15 protein-coding genes are annotated in these 15976 nt (G+C 62.0%); 10 read left to right on the top strand and 5 right to left on the bottom strand.

Annotated elements, in window-relative coordinates; translation table 11 throughout:
- Positions 1-14: 14 nt before the first annotated feature.
- From fmt to HNP33_RS01040, 6 genes are all read left to right on the top strand, one after another.
- A complete protein-coding gene (gene fmt / locus HNP33_RS01065; RefSeq protein WP_184704356.1) occupies positions 15-1001 on the top strand; it encodes a methionyl-tRNA formyltransferase in 987 nt (328 codons plus the stop codon).
- Complete coding sequence (locus tag HNP33_RS01060; protein ID WP_184704354.1) at positions 998-1822, top strand: AzlC family ABC transporter permease; 825 nt, start codon at positions 998-1000, stop codon at positions 1820-1822. Before fmt ends, HNP33_RS01060 begins: the two co-directional genes overlap by 4 nt.
- On the top strand, positions 1819-2163 hold the full coding sequence (locus HNP33_RS01055) for an AzlD domain-containing protein (protein ID WP_184704352.1): 345 nt from the start codon (positions 1819-1821) through the stop codon (positions 2161-2163). Before HNP33_RS01060 ends, HNP33_RS01055 begins: the two co-directional genes overlap by 4 nt.
- A 194-nt stretch (positions 2164-2357) precedes the next feature.
- Complete coding sequence (locus HNP33_RS01050; RefSeq protein WP_184704350.1) at positions 2358-3551, top strand: phosphoglycerate kinase; 1194 nt, start codon at positions 2358-2360, stop codon at positions 3549-3551.
- 190 nt (positions 3552-3741) lie between these two features.
- Positions 3742-4392: a hypothetical protein gene (locus tag HNP33_RS01045; RefSeq protein ID WP_184704348.1), complete on the top strand. Its 651-nt coding sequence runs from the start codon at positions 3742-3744 to the stop codon at positions 4390-4392.
- A gap of 2 nt (positions 4393-4394) precedes the next feature.
- On the top strand, positions 4395-4967 hold the full coding sequence (locus HNP33_RS01040) for a FlgO family outer membrane protein (RefSeq protein WP_267906691.1): 573 nt from the start codon (positions 4395-4397) through the stop codon (positions 4965-4967).
- Between the two features lie 160 nt (positions 4968-5127).
- Here the strand turns inward: HNP33_RS01040 and HNP33_RS01035 are convergent, their stop codons facing one another.
- On the bottom strand, positions 5128-6018 hold the full coding sequence (locus tag HNP33_RS01035; protein WP_184704345.1) for a DMT family transporter: 891 nt from the start codon (positions 6016-6018) through the stop codon (positions 5128-5130).
- A gap of 83 nt (positions 6019-6101) precedes the next feature.
- On the opposite strand from HNP33_RS01035, the gene pyrF reads away from it, so the two are divergent.
- From pyrF to HNP33_RS01020, 3 genes are all read left to right on the top strand, one after another.
- Positions 6102-6923 carry an orotidine-5'-phosphate decarboxylase gene (pyrF, locus tag HNP33_RS01030; protein ID WP_184704343.1) on the top strand — a complete coding sequence of 274 codons (822 nt, stop codon included), beginning with the start codon at positions 6102-6104 and terminating at the stop codon, positions 6921-6923.
- Positions 6924-7036: 113 nt separating this feature from the next.
- Complete coding sequence (locus HNP33_RS01025; RefSeq protein WP_184704341.1) at positions 7037-7579, top strand: helix-turn-helix domain-containing protein; 543 nt, start codon at positions 7037-7039, stop codon at positions 7577-7579.
- Positions 7580-7643: 64 nt separating this feature from the next.
- On the top strand, positions 7644-8630 hold the full coding sequence (locus tag HNP33_RS01020; RefSeq protein WP_233464195.1) for a Bug family tripartite tricarboxylate transporter substrate binding protein: 987 nt from the start codon (positions 7644-7646) through the stop codon (positions 8628-8630).
- Positions 8631-8714: 84 nt separating this feature from the next.
- On the opposite strand, the gene HNP33_RS01015 is transcribed toward HNP33_RS01020, so the two are convergent.
- Positions 8715-9668 (bottom strand): EamA family transporter, encoded by a 954-nt coding sequence (locus HNP33_RS01015; RefSeq protein WP_184704337.1) that lies wholly within the window; start codon positions 9666-9668, stop codon positions 8715-8717.
- Between the two features lie 188 nt (positions 9669-9856).
- Entirely contained in the window at positions 9857-11050 is a 1194-nt protein-coding gene (locus tag HNP33_RS01010) for an NAD(P)/FAD-dependent oxidoreductase (RefSeq protein WP_233464193.1), read from the bottom strand.
- A gap of 33 nt (positions 11051-11083) precedes the next feature.
- On the opposite strand from HNP33_RS01010, the gene HNP33_RS01005 reads away from it, so the two are divergent.
- Positions 11084-12238 carry a PQQ-dependent sugar dehydrogenase gene (locus HNP33_RS01005; protein ID WP_418903810.1) on the top strand — a complete coding sequence of 385 codons (1155 nt, stop codon included), beginning with the start codon at positions 11084-11086 and terminating at the stop codon, positions 12236-12238.
- Between the two features lie 9 nt (positions 12239-12247).
- On the opposite strand, the gene HNP33_RS01000 is transcribed toward HNP33_RS01005, so the two are convergent.
- Both HNP33_RS01000 and uvrA read right to left on the bottom strand, forming a co-directional pair.
- On the bottom strand, positions 12248-12709 hold the full coding sequence (locus HNP33_RS01000; protein WP_184704335.1) for a GNAT family N-acetyltransferase: 462 nt from the start codon (positions 12707-12709) through the stop codon (positions 12248-12250).
- Between the two features lie 65 nt (positions 12710-12774).
- The gene (gene uvrA / locus HNP33_RS00995; RefSeq protein ID WP_184704334.1) at positions 12775-15915 is read right to left on the bottom strand and encodes an excinuclease ABC subunit UvrA; all 3141 of its coding nucleotides are present in this window, start codon (positions 15913-15915) and stop codon (positions 12775-12777) included.
- Positions 15916-15976: the final 61 nt, after the last annotated feature.

The following is a 15976-nucleotide window of genomic DNA, read 5'->3' as shown; positions in this document are numbered from 1 at the left end:
CACCACCAAACGACATGAAAGTAGTATTTGCCGGCACGCCGGAATTCGCCCGCGTGGCGCTCACGCAGTTGCTGGCCGCCGGGTTTGACGTGCCTCTGGTGCTGACCCAGCCTGACCGCCCGGCAGGCCGTGGCATGAAGCTGCAGGCCTCGCCCGTCAAACAGTGCGCGCTGGACCACCACATCCCCGTCAGCCAGCCGCACAGCCTGCGCCTGGATGGCAAATACCCGGATGAGGCGGCAGCTGCGCGCGAGGCCTTGCTCGCGGCGCAGCCTGATGTAATGGTGGTGGCCGCTTACGGGCTGATCCTGCCCCAATGGGTGCTGGATCTGCCCGCCAAGGGCTGCCTCAACATCCATGCCAGCCTTTTGCCGCGCTGGCGCGGTGCTGCGCCCATCCACCGTGCCATCGAGGCGGGTGACGCCGAGACCGGCGTCACCATCATGCAGATGGATATCGGTCTGGATACCGGAGACATGTGCCTGATCGAGCGCCTGAAGATCGCCGATACCGACACCACTGCCAGCCTGCACGACAAACTGGCCGATCTGGGTGGACGCATGATCGTGGAGGCGCTGGAGATGAGCGTCTGCGGCGGCTTGAGTCGCACACCGCAGCCTGCGCAAGGCATCACCTACGCGCACAAGATCGAGAAGGCGGAAAGCACCATTCACTGGGGCGACAGCGCTGAGCAGATCGACCGCCGCATCCGCGCATTCAACCCGTTTCCTGCTGCGTCTACCCGCATGGGCGACGAAGTTGTCAAGCTCTGGTCTGCAGAAATTGATAGCAAAGAGCGTCATCCACAAGCGCGCCCTGGCCAGATATTGTCTGCATCTGATGAAGGCGTGGTGGTGGCTTGTGGCAACGGAGCCTTGCGTATCACCGAGCTGCAGCGTCCCGGCGGCAAGCGCTTGAAGGCTGCAGACTTTTTGCGTGGCCATGCACTGCAGGCAGGCCAGATCCTGGGCGACGATCCATCTGCACCGGCGGCTGCATGACCCTGCAGCAGCTGCGCCGCGCAACCGAGCACCCGAGCTTTCGCGCCGGGGTGATCGATATGTCCGGCACTGCAGTGGGCATTGCCGCCTGGGCGTTGGTGACTGGCGTGGCCATGGTCAAGGCGGGTATCTCGGCGCCGATGGCCATCTTCATGTCGCTGGTCGTGTATGCCGGCAGTGCCCAGCTGGCCGTGCTGCCGCTGCTGGCGGCTGGTGCGCCGTTGTGGGTGGTGTGGTTCACGGCGGCATGCGTCAATCTGCGCTTTGTCATCCTCTCAAGCATGTGGCGCACTTATTTTGCGCACTTGCCGCTGTGGCACCGGCTGTGCATTGGCTATTTCAGTGGTGATGTGATTTTTGTGGCCTTCATGCGCCGCTATACCGCACCTGTGCCCAAGCCCCAGCAGGTGTACTACTTCTGGGGGGCGTCGTCGGTCAACTTTGTGGCCTGGCAAGGCTTCTCGATTGCCGGCATCCTGCTGGCCAATGTGGTGCCGCTTGAGTGGGGCCTGGGTTTTGCGGGGGTGCTGGCGCTGCTGGGCGTGCTGTATTCCATGCTGATTGATCGCGCGACCAAGGTATCTGCAGTGATTGCGGCCACCGCAGCCATTGCAGCCTATGGCATTCCGCTCAAGCTCAATATCCTGGTGGCAATTGCCTGCGCCGTGACGATTGGCCTCTTGGTGGAAGCCGTTGACCAGCGCGGGCGCAAACCCAAAATCGTCGTCGTGGCCAAAAGCAAGCCACTGCCTTCGCCCGGCCCGGAGCAGCCCGATGATGGCACCAGTGCCGTGCCCGTGCACGAGGAGCATGTGCGATGAGCGCCGAAGATTGGGAGCTGCTCTACCAACTGGCGGCCATCGTCGGCCTCACCGTGATCACTGTCATCACCCGCGCGTTTTTCATGATTCCGAAAAACGAGCTGCCGCTGCCGGACTGGCTCAAGCGCGGCCTCAAATACGCACCGCTGGCGGCGCTCACCGCCGTCATTGCGCCAGAGGTGCTGATGACCCAGGGCCACCTCATCACCACGCTATTGGATGCGCGCATTCCAGCCCTGGTCTGCGCCACCATCTATTACTTCAAGAAGCGCGGCATTCTGGGCACCATCGTGGTTGGCATGGCAGTGTATCTGCCGTTGCACATTGGTCTTGGTTGGTGATCTGCTATTGGTTTTGATGCAGATGCGCTTGCTGGTGGCGCGCTGGCGGCCGATTTTCCTTTGATCTCTATCACTGCAGGGACGCAGGCCGCCATTGGCACCTGCGCGTGCCGGGACGGCGCCTCTACAATGGCGGCAATTCCGGCAGCCGCCATGCTGCCCCTCCGGTTTTTTGACTCTGTGACGACCATTCCATGAACATTCTCCGTTTCTCCGATCTGTGTGCCCAGGGCAAGGTGCAAGGCAAGCGCGTATTCATCCGCTCTGACCTGAATGTGCCGTTGAATGATGCAGGTGACATCACTGAGGACACGCGCGTGCGTGCGTCGGTGCCCGCCATCGAGATGGCCTTGAAGGCCGGTGCAGCTGTGATGGTGACCAGCCACCTGGGCCGCCCGACCGAAGGCGAGTTCAAGCCCGAAGACTCGCTCGCTCCCGTCGCCAAACGCATGGCCGCACTGCTGGGCCGCGATGTGCCGCTGGTTGCCAACTGGGTCGACGGCGTCGATGTGCAGCCCGGCCAGGTCGTACTGCTGGAAAACTGCCGCGTCAACAAGGGCGAGAAAAAGAATGTTCCAGAGCTGGCGCAGAAGATGGCCAAGCTCTGCGATATCTATGTGAACGATGCCTTTGGCACTGCCCACCGTGCCGAGGGCACCACCTACGGTATTGCCGAGTACGCCCCGGTTGCCTGCGCCGGCCCGCTGCTGTCTGCCGAGATCGATGCCATCAGCAAGGCGCTTGCCAACCCCAAACGCCCGCTGGCAGCCATTGTCGCGGGCTCCAAGGTATCGACCAAGCTGACCATTCTGCAATCGCTGTCCAACAATGTGGACCAACTGATTGTGGGCGGCGGCATTGCCAACACCTTCATGCTGGCCGCTGGCCTGAAGATCGGCAAGTCGTTGGCAGAAGCCGATCTGGTGGGAGAAGCCAAGGCGGTGATTGACGCCATGGCGGCGCGTGGCGCCAATGTACCCATTCCGACCGATGTGGTGGTGGCCAAGGCCTTTGCAGCCGATGCGCCTGCCACCGTCAAGAAGGCGACCGATGTGGCCGACGACGACATGATTCTGGACATTGGCCCCGAGACGGCGGCCCGGCTGGCCGAACAGCTCAAGCAGGCGGGCACCATCGTCTGGAACGGCCCGGTTGGCGTCTTCGAATTCGACCAGTTTGCCGGTGGCACCAAGGCCATTGCATCGGCGATTGCTGAGTCGCCTGCTTTCAGTATTGCTGGCGGCGGCGACACGCTGGCAGCCATTGCCAAATACGGCATTGAAGACAAGGTCGGCTATATCTCGACAGGCGGCGGCGCTTTCCTCGAAGTGCTGGAAGGCAAAACGCTGCCTGCATTCGAGATCCTGGAAAAGCGCGCCAACGGCTGAAGTCGGGGTGCATCCAGTTGTGGGCGCATGCAAGAGATAAATCTAAAGTGTGAGCAAAAACAACAAAATGCTTCGTTGTTCTCGCACTTTGGATCGTTTTTCTTGTCTTTGCGCCGCCACATCTACAACAATGGAAGCAAGCATGGGCGGGGATAGGCTCGCCCACATTCCAATTCCGAGGAGGGAAAACATGGCATTGAAAAAGACCATTGGAGCTGCAGCGCTGGCTGGCGCTGTGCTCGCATTGACGGGTTGCGCAGTAGAGGCCCCCGTTCCATACGGCGCAAACTATGCGCAACCAACCCAAATGAAGGTGCGCGCCGCTGGCCACTGGGACCTGATGGCCAGTGACGTCGTGGCAGAAACCATGGCTACGCTGGAGCGCAATGGCCTCAATGCCAAGACGCCGCTGTATGTGGCCCTGCCACAGAATGCCAGCGCCTTTGATACCGTGTTCCACGAGCTGGTGGTGACCAAGCTGGTGCAAAACGGCGCTTCCGTCTACAACACCCCAGGCCAACAGCTGGAGCTGAGCTACGACGCCAAGCTCGTGCACCACAACCTTCAGCATGTCGGCGGCTACAGCCCCGAAGCGCCGGATGGCTACAACCGCAATGGCTACTACGGCTTTGGCGCCACCATTGGCGATGCTGATTACCAGCCTGTTACCGCTGCCGGCGCGCCCGCTTATTCGGAAGTGCTGTTGACCTCGACCGTGCTGCGTCAAGGACAGTACGTGGCGCGCAAGTCCAATGTGTACTATGTGGATAACGCCTCCGTTGGCCAGTTCGCCAAGACCGAAGCCTATCGTGCAGTGAACATGAAGGTGGTGAACAAATGATGATGCGACTGACTTCCATTGCAGCCCTCGCATCTGCCTCGGTTCTGGCAGGCTGTTCCACCTGGGGCGTACCTGCCCAGCCGGTGAGCACGGTTCGTACCGAGCCTACCTACCAGGCTGCAGATGCCAACAACTTCCTGGCCAGCAGCCAGGATGCCATCAACAAGCTGACGGCCACTGTGGCGCCTCAAGCGGTGGGCACTGGCCCCGTGCTGGTGGCAACCGTGGTGAATGTGAACAACACCAGCACCTCGGCACCGCTGGGCCGCACGCTGTCCGAGATCTACGCCAACCAGATGACTGCCCGTGGCTTCCATGTCAAGGAAGTCAAACTGCGCACCGATCTGTATGTACGCGAAGGCACTGGTGAGCTGATGCTGTCGCGCGAAATGCGTGACATTGCTCGCAGCCAAAATGCCTCAATGGTAGTGGTGGGCACCTACTCGCCTGCAGCCAACTTCACCTACGTCAGCCTCAAACTCGTGCGTACGGAAGACAGCCGTATCCTCGCAGGTTACGACTATGCATTGCCCAATGACCGCGATGTGACCCGTCTGGTGAACGCGCCACGCTAAGTCAAACATGGGCTGGCGCCCATCTGAAGAGCACAGTGCACTATCATTTTGATAGTGCACTTTTTTATTGCAGATGGGCGACAGAAAACCTGGTGTTGGCGCTGGTACAGCGGGGAAGAGCCGCCAGATGCCATCAATGGCCGCCCGCAAACACGCCAGGCTATGCCCGGGTGCTGGCCTTGCTTGGCCACAGCACCGACGCGATCGCCACTACCATCAGCGCCACGGCCGTCCAGTCCTGCCAATGCAGAACTTCGCCCAGCCACCATGCGCCGCTGAAGACGCCCAGTACCGGGATCATCATCACGCTCAATGTGGATGCCAGCGGTGGCAGGGTCCGCACCAGAAAGAACCAGGCCACCTGCGCAAAGCCGATCACCAGGATGGCATTGAAAAGAATGGCCATCCAGGCCATTGCATCGGGGGCATGCCACTGCGGGCGTTCCAGCACCGTGGTCAGCACGCACAGGCAGATGGCGGTTTCCACCGTCATCCAGAAGGCGAGTGTGAGCGTCGGGGCAGGAATCGTGCTGCGCCGCAGCAACTGCGTGCCCAGCGCCCAGCTGCCGGCAGCGACGAGCATCAACGCCACACCCGTGGGCTTGCCGCCGAGCTTGTCCATCTCGTTCCACAGCAAGAGCAACACCCCGCCCGCTGCTGCCGCTACGCCACCCCAGGCCCGAGCAGGCAGGCGGTCGCTGAAGAACAGGGCGCCGATGGCTGCTGAAAAAATAGGCATCGTATAGCCCAGAATGGCTGCCCGCCCGCTGGGCAGCAAGGGAATGGCAATGATGATCAAGGTATGCCACAGCACCATGTTGAAAAGGCCGAGCACCAATAGCCGCCCCCAGTAGCGGCGTTCTACCTTGAAGGGCGTCTTCAGCGCCACCAGAGCCGCAGCCAGGAGGGGCAGACCCATGAGCATGGAGCTGGCGCGAAAAGCCAGCGGGGGGAAGTGCTGCACGCCCAGCTTCATCACTGGCCAGTTCAGGCCCCAGACCAGGGTCAGCAGCGCCAATGTAATCAGTTGTTTTCGCGACAGGATAGGCATGGGCAGCGATGGTAACTGCAATCCCCGCATGGCACAGTCAGCTGCGTAAAAGCGATGAAGGGCCGCCTTTTACAATATGGCCCATGCCATTTATCGACCAGCTGCGCGCCGCAGCCACCCAAAACAACTCCATGCTGTGCGTGGGCCTGGATCCGGAACCCAGCCGCTTTCCAGGCGGAATGAAGGGCGATGCGTCCAGAATCTATGATTTCTGCGCCGCCATCGTGGATGCCACCCACGACCTGGTCAACAGCTTCAAGCCCCAGATCGCGTATTTTGCCGCCCATCGCGCCGAAGACCAGCTGGAAAAGCTGATGGCCCACATGCGTGCCGTTGCGCCCCATGTGCCAGTGATTCTCGATGCCAAGCGCGGCGATATCGGCTCGACCGCCGAGCAATACGCCAAGGAAGCCTTTGAGCGCTATGGCGCTGATGCCGTGACCTTGTCACCCTTCATGGGCTTTGACTCCATCACGCCCTACCTGAAGTACGAAGGCAAGGGCGCCTTCCTGCTGTGCCGCACCTCCAACCCGGGCGGTGATGACCTGCAGGCACAGGTTCTGGCCGATGTTCCTGGCAAACCTCGCATGTTTGAGCATGTGGCGCGGCTGGCCCAAGGCCCGTGGAACACCAATGGCCAGCTTGGCCTGGTGGTGGGCGCCACCCGCCCGCAGGAAATCGAGCGTGTACGTGCAGTTGCGCCTTCGCTGCCCTTGTTGATTCCTGGTGTGGGCGCGCAAGGCGGCGATGCGGTGGCCACGGTCAAGGCTGCCCGCATGGGCGGCGGCCCCATCATCATCAATTCCTCGCGTGCCGTTTTGTATGCATCCGGCGGTGACGACTTTGCGCAGGCGGCGCGCTTGGCAGCCATGCAGACCCGGGACGTGTTGAACGCAGCGGGCTGAGGCGCACTGTCCAGCGCCTGTCGGCTCTCTGTCGTGCGGATGGCGGGTCGCTGGCGTGGCGCTGCGCACCCGAGCTTGGCACATTGCAGTGGCGATGTTTCAGGAGAAATGACATGCTGGTTCAAAAACTGCGTTTGCAACGAGGGTGGTCCCAACAACAACTGGCCGAACTGAGCGGCTTGAGCGTGCGAACCATTCAACGTATCGAGCAAGGCAGTGGTGCCACGGTCGAAACCTGGAAATCGCTGGCGTCCGTCTTTGAGGTGGACTTTCAGCAATTACGAGGAGTTCCGGCCATGCACGCATCCGAACAGACAACGGGTATTCCAGACGTTGACGGCACTTTACCGCCAGCCCCAACGCCCATTACCGCTGCAAGCGACCAGCAGCGCGCGCAAGAGGAATGGCTGGCAATGCGCCATGTGCGCAAGCTTGGCCGCTTTTACCGGCAATTGATGCTGTATGTCGCCATCATTGCGATGTTGGCGGTGATCAACGCTTTTACGCAGCGCGATTACTGGTGGGTGGTATGGCCCGCATTTGGTTGGGGCCTGGCATTGCTTTTGCAGGCCAACCGGCTGTTCCAGTGGGTGCCGTTTCTCGGCTCGGATTGGGAGCGCCGTCAGGTGGAAAAACGGTTGAACCGGCCGCTATAGCGTCTGGGGCGCAATCCATCTTTTTGGATTGGCCTGCGACCCCTTTCTAGGCACAATGAGGGCCATGCATTACTTTTTGAAGCGTCGGCACATGATGCCGGTTTTCTGCGCTGCGGCGCTCGGCGCTCTGGCGATCCCGGCGCTGGCGGCAGACAACTACCCCAGCAAACCCATCACCATCGTGGTGGGCTACCCGCCCGGTGGTAGTACCGATCTGGTGGGGCGCCTCGTGGCGACCGAACTCTCCGACCGATTGAAACAACCGGTCGTGATCGAGAACCTGGGCGGGGCGGGCGGTGCAATCGGTGCGCAAAAAGTAGCCAAGGCCGCAGCGGATGGCTATACCCTGCTGGTATCGGCCAATAACGAGATGGCGATTGCGCCATTGATCAACAAGGCCGTCAAGTACGACGTGTTCAAGGATTTTGCGCCGATCGGCCTGGTGGCCACGCAGCCCATGGTGCTGGTGGCATCCCATTCCACCGGCGTCAAGAATGCGAACGACTTTATCCGCCTGGTGGCGGCGCACCCGGGCAAATACAGCTATGGCAGCTCGGGTGTGGGTACTGCATTGCACCTGGCCGGAGAAATGGTCAAGCAAAGCGGCGGTCTGGACATGATCCACGTACCCTACAAAGGCGTGGCTCCGCTCACAAACGATCTGGTGGGCAACAACCTGGAATTCGGTGTGTTCGTGCTCTCATCGGGTCTGCCGCACATCAAGGCGGGCAAGGTGGTGGCACTGGGCACCACCGAGGCGAAACGCTCCAGCGTGACGCCGGATATCCCGGCTCTCGCTGAAAACCCGCAGTTCAGGCATGTGGATATCAACAGCTGGTTTGCGCTGATGGGGCCAGCCAAGCTACCGGCACCGGTGGCTGCCAAACTCAAGGCTGCGCTGAATGACACCCTGCAATCGCCCGCCTTCCGCGCCAAGATGGAGGCAACCGGCAATGTGCTGTCATCGCCCAAGGTCGACATGACAGTCTTCCTGAAGACGGAAGTTGCCAAGTACAAGAAGATCGTCGACGCCGCCAACATCGAGGAGTGACGGAAAGGCGTGGAGCTGATAGCGTACGATTCGCTATAAAATAAATAGCATATTGCGTTTTATGGTCCAGCGCAGGAGGCTAGTTTACAGGCGCTTCCTGCGCGCGGCCTCCACCAGCCTTCCGCCCCAGATCACCACCACCAGCGCCAGCACCACCAGCACGGCGCCAGCCCATTGCCAGGGGGTCACCTTTTCACCCAGCATCAGCATGCCGGTAGACAGGCCGATCACCGGTACGCACAGGCTGAAAGGCGCTACACGATTGGCTGAATAGCGCTGGATCAACTGCGTCCACAGCCCATAGCCGATGGTGGTTGCAATCCAGCCCAGATAAGCGATGGATGCCCAGGCCAGCAGCGGAATCTGTTGCCAGGTCTGCAGCTGCGTCCACTTGCCAATATCACCGTCGTCCAACCAGGCCGAGAGCGCGATGAACGGAATGATCGGCATCAGGCTACCCCAGGTGATGAAGGCCACCGGGTCGTAGCTGGCGTTTTCTTTCTGTGCAAGGCGTACCACCACGTTGGAGCATGACCACGAAGTGGCCGCGCACAGCACCAGCAGCAGTCCCGCCAGTGTGGTTCCGCCCGTGCCATTGCTGCGCAATTCATTGATCAGCAGGCACCCCAGGCCCAGAGCAGCAATGCACATGCCTGCAATCAAAGGGCGTGCAGGCTTGCCACGCAATAGCACCCAGGTCCACACCGCTGTCAAAAACACCTGGGTCTGCAGAATTACGCTGGCCAGCGACGCCGTCATGCCCACCTTAAGCGCCGTGAACAGAAAGCCGAATTGCCCTACGCCTTGGAGCAGACCAAACAGTACCACCCAGCGCCAGTGCACCTTGGGCGGCTTGATGAACAGCACGAGCGGAAAAGCCGCGCAGATGTAGCGCATGGCGCCCAGCTCAAAGGGCGTGAGGCTGCGCAGGCCCCATTTCATCACCACAAAATTCACCCCCCAGATCACAACGACTGCCATGGCGAGCATCAAGTCCCGCGGGCTGAATGGGGGGGACGACGAAGAGGAAGAAGACATGGCGGCAGAGCTGTTGTTGTGCTGTTTTTGCCCAGTGTAGAGTGGGGTGCAGTGCCGTGCTGGCACTGCGGTATTGCTGCCAAAGGCGGTACTTGTGGGCACCTCGGCATGCGGTTGCTGGCGCTCCATGAACGCCTCGGCGCTTCTTGCGTTGCTGCGCCCCTTGGGTTTGCCGCTTTTCGCTGTTTCTACAGCTTTTGCGGTTGCTGCAGTCGCTGTGGCGACAGCGCGGCGGGCTGCACGCCCTGCTGCTGCAGCACGGGATCGAGTGGCTCGTTCAGGGCCAGGTTTCGTGCGAGCAGCGAATAGCCATACGCGCTCTGGATGCCATAGCCGCCCTGTGCGGCCACCCACAGAAACGCGGGCGCCTGGGTATCCCAGCCAATCACCATTTCTCCGTCGGCTACAAAGCTGCGCAGGCCTGCCCAGGTATGTTTGGGGCGGCGTATGTCGAACTGCGTGGCCTGCGTGATGCGGTCAATACCGATGGCAATGTCCAGCGCTTCGGGCTGTACATCGTGCGGCGTAGTGGCATCCGCATTGGCGGGAGAGCCGAGCAACTGGCCCGCATCGGGCTTGAAATACCACTGCTCATCGATATCGATCACGGCTGGCCAGGCGTGGCCGTCCATGCCATCGGGCATGGCAAAGGTAAAGGCGCTGCGCCGCTTGGGGGTCAGGCCAATGGCCGCGGCACTTGCCAACTGCCCCATCTCATCGGCCCAGGCACCGGCGGCGTTGACGAGGTGGCGCGCCTGCGCGCTGCGGCCATCGGCCAGCTGCACGATCCAGCGCTGCGCCTGGGTATTCCATTGCAGCGTTTGCACATCGGCATCGGTCCACAACTGGCCGCCGCGCTGGCGCAGACCGCGCAAAAAGCCCTGGTGCAGGCCGTGCACATCCATATCGCGGGCGCCATCATCGGTAAAACCGGCTACCAATACCTCGGTGTTCAGCGCGGGCAGCAAGGCCTTCAGGGCTGCGGCATCCCGCCAGCGGGCATTGGGGGAATGCCGCTGGGCGTTCTCAAATTCCTTGCGCAACTGCGGCAGTTGGTCGGTGCTTGCCACATACAGCACACCGCGCGGGCCCACCAAGGGCTGCTCGGCAAAGTCTGCTGGCGGCTGCTCGTAAAACGTGCGGCTGGCGCGTGTGAGCGCTTGTACCTGGGCAGGGCCGTAGTGCTCTTCAAAGAGTGCGGCCGAACGCCCCGTGGTGTGGTAGCCGGGCTGCGATTCGCGCTCCAGCACCAGCACGGATGCGCGCTCAGCCAACTGCCAGGCGGTAGCGCTGCCAGCCATGCCGGCGCCGATGACGATGAAATCCCAGAGAGGATCGGATGCGGTAGAAGGGGAACTGGGGTGCTGGTGCATGAGTGCCATGGTACTGTCTGGAGTCGACCAGGAGGAGCACCCATGGCACCAAAGTTCTTGTCACTGTCGCCTAAGCCACTGCGCTGGTGCATACCGCGCCAACTGGCGGTTTTTGCTGGTGTGTGTATGGCTGCGGGCGCGGCACTGGCGCAGGCTGCCTTACCCAAGCCCGAGGTGCTGGCAAGCGGCCTGGCCAACCCATGGGCGATTGCGCCTCTGCCCGACCAGCGCTGGCTGCTGAGCGAGCGCACCGGCAAGCTGTGGCTGCTGAATGCCCAGGGCGCAAAGCAGGCCGAATTGAAAGGCGTGCCTGGCGTGGCATTTGGTGGGCAGGGCGGTTTGCTGGACGTGGTGGCCGACAGCCAGTTTGCCAGCAACCGCCGCATCTATTTTTGCTACAGCGAACCCGGGCAAGACAGGGACACCAACAGCACTGCGCTCGCCAGCGCGCGTGTTGCAGCGGATGAGCGCCAGCTCGAAGATGTGAAGCAAATTTTCAGCCAGCGCCCCAAGGTCAAAAGCAGCGCGCATTTTGGTTGCCGTATTGCCCAGGCGCGCGATGGCACGCTGTTCCTGAGCCTGGGCGATCGCTACGCATACCGCGACGATGCGCAGAAGCTGGACAACCACCACGGCAAACTCGTGCGCATTGCAACAGATGGGAGCGTGCCCAAGGACAATCCCTTCGTCGGCAAGCCGGGCGTGCTGCCTGAAGTCTACAGCTACGGTCATCGCAACAGCCAGGGTCTGACGATGGGGCCTGATGGTCAGCTTTGGCAGCATGAGCATGGCCCCCAGGGAGGCGACGAAGTGAACCGCCCGCAGGCCGGAAAGAACTACGGCTGGCCCGTCATCACCTACGGCGAGGAGTATGGTGGCGGCAAGATTGGCGAGGGCACGCAGAAAACCGGAATGGAGCAGCCATTGCACTACTGGATGCCCAGCATTGCGCCATCAGGCATGGCCTTTGTCACCAGCGATCGATACGGGGCGGGCTGGAAAGGCAGTTTGCTGGTGGGCGGGTTGAAATCTCGCAGTCTCGCCAAGCTGCAGGTACAGGATGGCCGAATCACCGGCGAGCAGCGTTTGTACGAATCGCTGGGCGAGCGCATCCGCGACGTACGCCAGGGCGGGGATGGCTTGGTCTATCTGCTGACGGATGGGCCTGACGGCAAACTGATTCGCCTGGTGCCTTGAAGTAGTGGCTTACAGTTTGCGTTTGAAGCCCAGGTGGCTGGGCTCGAAGCCGAGCTTTTGGTAAAAGCGGTGCGCATCGGTGCGGCTTTTGTCGGTGGTTAGCTGCACGACTGAGCAGCCCCGCTCACGGCACTGCGCCACCGCCCACTCCAGCATCTGCTGGCCAGCGCCAATGCCACGCAATGCAGCAGCGATGCGTACCGATTCGATCTGGCCGCGCCATGCTCCGGTGTGCGACAGGCCGGGCACAAAGGACAGCTGCAGTGTTCCCACGACCTGGCCCTGTAGCTCGGCCACCACGAGGCGTTGATTCGGATCGGCACAGATGGCTTCAAATGCCGCCGTGTAGCGCGAATCTGGCGGGTCGGCCAGCACCTCGCGCTCGCGGCCCAGGGCATCGTCTGCCAGCAAGGCAATGATGGCGGGCAGGTCGGCAATGTGTGCGGTGCGAAAAATCAGGCTCGCGGACATAGGCGCAGTGTGGCGTTCCTGGGTATTGGTCATCGGATGGCAGGCTGCGTCTGAAAGTGATGGGCTCAGGCCTGAAGGTAAGGCGCCAGATACCGCCCGGTATGGCTTGCCGGGTTGGCTGCCACTTCTTCGGGGGTGCCCTGTGCTACCACCTGGCCGCCGCCTGCACCGCCCTCGGGGCCCATGTCGATGACCCAGTCGGCGGTTTTTATCACGTCCAGGTTGTGCTCGATCACGACGATGGTGTTGCCCGCGTCGCGCAACTGGTGCAACACCTTCAGCAGCAGGTCGATATCGGCAAAATGCAGGCCGGTGGTGGGCTCGTCCAGAATGTAGAGCGTGCGGCCGGTGTCGCGCTTGGAGAGCTCCTGCGCGAGCTTGACACGCTGCGCCTCGCCACCCGACAGGGTGGTCGCGCTCTGGCCCAGGCGAATGTACGACAGGCCGACATCCAGCAGGGTCTGCAGCTTGCGCGCGATGGTCGGCACATCCTTGAAGAAGGTGTGCGCATCTTCCACCGTCATGTCCAGTATCTGCGCGATGTTCTGGCCCTTCCACTGGACCTGCAGGGTTTCGCGGTTGTAGCGCTGGCCGTGGCACACGTCGCAGGGCACGTATACGTCGGGCAGAAAATGCATCTCCACCTTCACCATGCCATCGCCCTGGCAGGCTTCGCAACGGCCACCGGCCACGTTGAAGGAAAAGCGCCCCGGGCCATAGCCGCGTTCCTTGGCGGTGTTGGTTTCGGCCATCAGCTCGCGGATGGGCGTGAACAGGCCAGTGTAGGTGGCCGGGTTGCTGCGCGGCGTGCGGCCAATGGGGGACTGGTCCACGTTGATGACCTTGTCGAAGTAATCGAGCCCCTCGATTTCGTCATACGGCGCCACATCGCCTTGCGCGCGGTTGATCTTTTGCGCCGCCGCAGCGTATAAGGTGTCGTTGACGAGTGTGGATTTGCCCGAACCCGAGACGCCGGTCACACAGGTGAACAGGCCTACCGGAAAATCCACCGTCGCATGGTGCAGGTTGTGGCCGCTGGCGCCTGCCACACGCAGGGTCTGTACGGCGTGCGGATCGATGCTTTTGATAACGGATGCGTTGCTGGCGTTTGATTGGCGAGCGCTGGCTGCTCCTTTTTTGGGAGTTTTCTTGGCAAGAGAGGCTTCCACGGTCGGAAAATGCGATTCCGCCTTGGCCCCCACGGGCTTGCCCGCAGGCGCTCCCACCGTGCCCTCCAGCACCGGCAGCCAGGGGGTGCGGCGCTGGGGCACGGCAATGGTCTTTTTTCCGCTCAGGTACTGGCCGGTCAGCGATTGCGCATTGGCGCAGATGTCGGCATAGCTGCCCTGCGCCATCACGCGGCCGCCATGCACGCCAGCGCCCGGGCCCATGTCGATGATCTGGTCGGCCGCACGCATCATGTCTTCGTCATGTTCGACCACGATCACGCTGTTGCCGATGTCGCGCAGGTGCATCAGGGTGGCGATCAGGCGGTCGTTGTCGCGCTGGTGCAGGCCGATGGAGGGCTCGTCGAGCACGTACATCACCCCTGTCAGACCGCTGCCGATCTGCGATGCCAGCCGGATGCGTTGCGCCTCGCCGCCCGAGAGCGTTTCGGCGCTGCGGTCCAGGCTGAGGTAGGTCAGGCCCACGTCGTTGAGGAACTGCAGGCGCGTGCGGATTTCGTGGATCACGCGCGCGGCGATATCTGCCTTGGCGCCGGAGAGGTGCAGGTGGCTGAACCAGTCATAGGCTTCGGCCAGGGTGACATGGCTCACATCCTGAATGGCGCGGGCTTCGTCCCCTTCGCCCACGCGCACAAAGCGGGCCTCGCGGCGCAGGCGCGCGCCATGGCAATCGGGGCAGGGCTGCACGCTTTGGTAGCGCGAGAGCTCGTCGCGCACGATGCTGGAATCGGTCTCCCGGTAGCGCCTGGCCATGTTGGGCAGGATGCCTTCAAAGGGGTGTTTCTTGGTGATCAGCTTGCCTGCGTTTTCGCCGCTGGCCAGCTCGTACTTGAAGGCAATGTCTTCGCTGCCCGACCCGTACAGCACCACCTGGCGTACGTTCTCCGGCAGATCTTCGAAGGGCTGCTCGATATCGAACTTGTAATGGCGGCCCAGGCTCTCCAGCATTGCAAAGTAATAGCCATTGCGCCGGTCCCAGCCCTTGATCGCGCCGCTGGCGAGGCTCAGCGAGGGAAATGCCACGACGCGGTCAACATCGAACACCTCATGCACGCCCAGACCGTCGCACGATGGGCAGGCACCGTTGGGCGAGTTGAACGAGAACAGCCGTGGCTCCAGCTCCGCCAGCGCGTAGCTGCAGATCGGGCACGAAAACTTGCTGCTGAACAGGTGTTCCTTGCCGGTGTCCATCTCCATGGCCAGCACGCGGCCATTGCCTTCGTTGCCGCCTACGCGCAGCGCCGCCTCAATGCTCTCGGCCAGGCGCTGCTGTACATCGGGGCGGATCTTGACGCGGTCGATCACCACGTCGATATCGTGCTTCTCGTTCTTGGCCAGAGGCGGCAGCGATTCGTGTTCGTACATCTGCCCATCGACCCGAAAGCGCACATAGCCCAACGCCTGCATCTGCGCAAACAGCTCGACGAATTCGCCCTTCTTGCCGCGTGCCACGGGGGCGAGGATCATCAGCTTGGTATCCTGCGGCAGCGCCAGGATCGCATCCACCATCTGGCTCACGGTCTGTGCTGCAAGCGGCAGATTGTGGTCTGGGCAGAACGGCGTGCCGGCGCGGGCGTACAGCAGGCGCAGGTAGTCGTGGATTTCGGTGACTGTGCCGACGGTGGAGCGTGGGTTGTGGCTGGTCGCTTTCTGCTCGATGGAGATGGCTGGCGACAGGCCTTCGATCAGGTCGACATCGGGTTTGTCGAGCCTGCCCAGGAACTGGCGTGCATAGGCCGAGAGGCTCTCCACATAGCGGCGCTGCCCCTCGGCATACAAGGTGTCAAACGCCAGGCTCGATTTGCCCGAGCCCGACAGACCGGTGATCACCACCAGCTGGTGGCGCGGGATGTCGAGATCGATGTTCTTGAGGTTGTGGGTGCGTGCGCCACGGATGGCGATGCGGCTGTGCGCCAGGCGCGCACCCAGGTAGCGGCCGTCGTCCTGCGCCAGGGGTTCACCCAGTTCGGCGTGCAGATCGAGGGCGGCAGTGGGGATGGTCGGAGTGCGTGGTGGCATGGGCGGCGCGGAGAACCAAAACTCCCCATGATAGCCAGCCAGCAGGTTTTGTGTGTGATCG

The organism is Comamonas odontotermitis, assembly GCF_014207855.1.
Lineage (GTDB): Bacteria > Pseudomonadota > Gammaproteobacteria > Burkholderiales > Burkholderiaceae_C > Comamonas > Comamonas odontotermitis_A.
Note: the sequence above shows the minus strand (reverse complement) of the source record. Positions and strands in the feature narration are given on the sequence as shown.

Excerpts from the sequence above, each read along its gene's own strand:
- HNP33_RS01040 (WP_267906691.1), top strand. The coding sequence starts at position 4,395 with ATGCGACTGACTTCCATTGCAGCCCTCGCATCTGCCTCGGTTCTGGCA.
- HNP33_RS01035 (WP_184704345.1), bottom strand. The coding sequence starts at position 6,018 with ATGCCTATCCTGTCGCGAAAACAACTGATTACATTGGCGCTGCTGACC.
- HNP33_RS01060 (WP_184704354.1), top strand. The coding sequence starts at position 998 with ATGACCCTGCAGCAGCTGCGCCGCGCAACCGAGCACCCGAGCTTTCGC.
- HNP33_RS01020 (WP_233464195.1), top strand. The coding sequence starts at position 7,644 with ATGCATTACTTTTTGAAGCGTCGGCACATGATGCCGGTTTTCTGCGCT.
- HNP33_RS01025 (WP_184704341.1), top strand. The coding sequence starts at position 7,037 with ATGCTGGTTCAAAAACTGCGTTTGCAACGAGGGTGGTCCCAACAACAA.
- HNP33_RS01010 (WP_233464193.1), bottom strand. The coding sequence starts at position 11,050 with ATGGCACTCATGCACCAGCACCCCAGTTCCCCTTCTACCGCATCCGAT.
- HNP33_RS01045 (WP_184704348.1), top strand. The coding sequence starts at position 3,742 with ATGGCATTGAAAAAGACCATTGGAGCTGCAGCGCTGGCTGGCGCTGTG.
- HNP33_RS01015 (WP_184704337.1), bottom strand. The coding sequence starts at position 9,668 with ATGTCTTCTTCCTCTTCGTCGTCCCCCCCATTCAGCCCGCGGGACTTG.
- HNP33_RS01055 (WP_184704352.1), top strand. The coding sequence starts at position 1,819 with ATGAGCGCCGAAGATTGGGAGCTGCTCTACCAACTGGCGGCCATCGTC.
- HNP33_RS01050 (WP_184704350.1), top strand. The coding sequence starts at position 2,358 with ATGAACATTCTCCGTTTCTCCGATCTGTGTGCCCAGGGCAAGGTGCAA.
- HNP33_RS01005 (WP_418903810.1), top strand. The coding sequence starts at position 11,084 with ATGGCACCAAAGTTCTTGTCACTGTCGCCTAAGCCACTGCGCTGGTGC.
- pyrF (WP_184704343.1), top strand. The coding sequence starts at position 6,102 with ATGCCATTTATCGACCAGCTGCGCGCCGCAGCCACCCAAAACAACTCC.
- fmt (WP_184704356.1), top strand. The coding sequence starts at position 15 with ATGAAAGTAGTATTTGCCGGCACGCCGGAATTCGCCCGCGTGGCGCTC.
- uvrA (WP_184704334.1), bottom strand. The coding sequence starts at position 15,915 with ATGCCACCACGCACTCCGACCATCCCCACTGCCGCCCTCGATCTGCAC.
- HNP33_RS01000 (WP_184704335.1), bottom strand. The coding sequence starts at position 12,709 with ATGTCCGCGAGCCTGATTTTTCGCACCGCACACATTGCCGACCTGCCC.